Here is a 1864-nt window from a genome sequence, read left to right as displayed (position 1 = left end):
GCACCACGGAGGTGCACCGGATGCTGCCCGCCGGCAGCGTCGCGGCGGCCAAGGACCTCGACGGCGACCGGTTCCTCGACGCGCTCCAGGCCGCGCCCCTGCTGCACCAGCCGGGCACGGTCTGGGATTACGGCTTCGGCCTCGACGTCGCCGGCCTCGTGGTCGAGCGCCTGACCGGCCGCACGCTCGACGCCTACCTCGCCGAGACCGTGTTCGGCCCGCTCGGCATGCGCGACACCGGCTTCGTGATCCCGCCCGGATCCGCGGACCGCTACGCCCGCGCGCTCCCCGAGGATCCGGCGACCGGCAAGCCGCAGGTTCTGGAGCCCGACGCGACCCGGCCGACCCGGTTCGCCTGCGGCGGCGGCTGCGCCGTGTCGAGCGCGGAGGATTACCTGCGCTTCGCCCTGGCGCTGATGAACGAGGGCGAGCTCGGCGGGCGCCGGGTCCTGAGCCCCGTCTTCACCCGCGCCATGCTCACCGACCAGCTCGGTCCCGGCGTGCGCAACCTCATCGGCAACGCCGACCCGACCCGGGCCGATTACGGCTTCGGGCTCGGGCTCGCGGTGCGCACCCGGCCCGGGGTGGTGCGGCTCCTCGGCTCGGTCGGCGACTTCTCTTGGCCGGGCTCCAGCGGCACGAACTGGTGGGTCGATCCGGGCCGCAAGCTCGCCGTGGTGTTCATGGCCCACACGCCGGGCACCGCCCGCTGGCGCTACCGCTACCTGATCAACAGCCTCGTCTATCAGGCCCTGGAGCGGTAGGGGCCCCGTCCGGTCCCGACTCAGGGCCCGGTCGCAGCGCGTCGAGATCGGGCCGGAGCACCACGCTCTCCTGCTCGTTCGGGTCGGTGCGGGCGATCACCGCGGTGCAGGGCTCGGTCGGGCTCGGGTTGTAGGGCAGGTGCGGCACACCGGCCGGGATGTAGAAGAAATCTCCCGGCGCCATCGTGGCGTGGTGCTCCAGCCGCTCCCCGTACCAGCAGCCGGAGGTGCCGCCGAGCGCGTAGATCGCGGTCTCGTGGTCGGCGTGCAGGTGGGCCCGGGCGCGGGCGCCGGGCGGGATCGTCACGAGCTGGAGATGGATGCCCCGCGCGCCGACGCTCTCGGCCGAGATGCCGACCGCGTAGTCGAGCCCCTGCTTGCCCGTGAAGGTCGCCCCGGCCCGGACGAGGCGGCAGCCCGGCGACCCGGACCGGGGGGCGCCGCCCCCGGGCGGGACCGCGTCCCCGGGCGCGGCGGGCGGCTCGTGCGCGATACGGTTCATGATCCCCTCCTCGCGGTCCCGGGGGTGCCCCGGCGTAGGGATGATGCGCCCGTCGGCGCGTGCGGGGAAGCGGGCGCGGTCGTCGTCGGGCACGGTCGTCGTCGGGCATGGGTCCGGCAGCGGGCGTCGGCCGTGCCCGCGAGGCCTCGCGAGGCCTCGCGAGGTCGTGCCGGACGGGCGCGCGCGAAGGTGCACCGGAGGCCGGCGCATCGGGCTGAATCCGGATTTCCTCCGCGGCCAAGCTGAAACCATCGGCAGGCACGCACATTTCTTGAGGCAATCTGTCACAAGACGGAGCCTCGCGCTGGCGCGTCCGGAGGATGTGCACTCGGCTCCGGTTCGAGACCGGAAGCGGCGGGGAAGGCGTCGCTCCGGAAGGAGCTTTCATGCGCCACTGCGCCAGCCTGAGCCCGAACCGATCGAGCACCACCAGCGATCCGCGTCTGAACGGCATCGGCCACGCCCTGGAGGCGCTTTACGCGCCCGTGCTGCAGGCGGGGCTGCCGGAGGCCTGGCTGCACCTGCTGGATCGGGACGGCGCGACGCGCGGCGGAGAGACGGAGAGAGGCGATGGGGGTGGATCGGCGGGAGAACCGGC

At 74.0% G+C, this 1864-nt stretch carries 3 protein-coding genes; 2 read left to right on the top strand and 1 reads right to left on the bottom strand.

Features of this window, described 5'->3' with window-relative positions:
* On the top strand, nt 1–764 hold a 764-nt coding region (locus AX737_RS31185; protein ID WP_210173146.1), incomplete at its 5' end, for a serine hydrolase domain-containing protein.
* Here the strand turns inward: AX737_RS31185 and AX737_RS31180 are convergent.
* Nucleotides 730–1266, bottom strand: a complete 537-nt coding sequence (locus AX737_RS31180; protein ID WP_082773396.1) for a cupin domain-containing protein — start codon at nt 1264–1266, stop codon at nt 730–732. The two genes, AX737_RS31185 and AX737_RS31180, sit on opposite strands and share 35 nt — an antisense overlap.
* Before the next feature lie 386 nt (nt 1267–1652).
* On the opposite strand from AX737_RS31180, the gene AX737_RS31175 reads away from it, so the two are divergent.
* The coding region (locus tag AX737_RS31175) for a hypothetical protein (RefSeq protein WP_156454072.1) at nt 1653–1864 on the top strand (212 nt) is incomplete at its 3' end.

It is taken from the genome of Methylobacterium sp. CCH5-D2 (assembly GCF_001556475.1).
Classification (GTDB): domain Bacteria; phylum Pseudomonadota; class Alphaproteobacteria; order Rhizobiales; family Beijerinckiaceae; genus Methylobacterium; species Methylobacterium hispanicum.
This window is presented reverse-complemented; position numbering and strand designations above follow the sequence as displayed.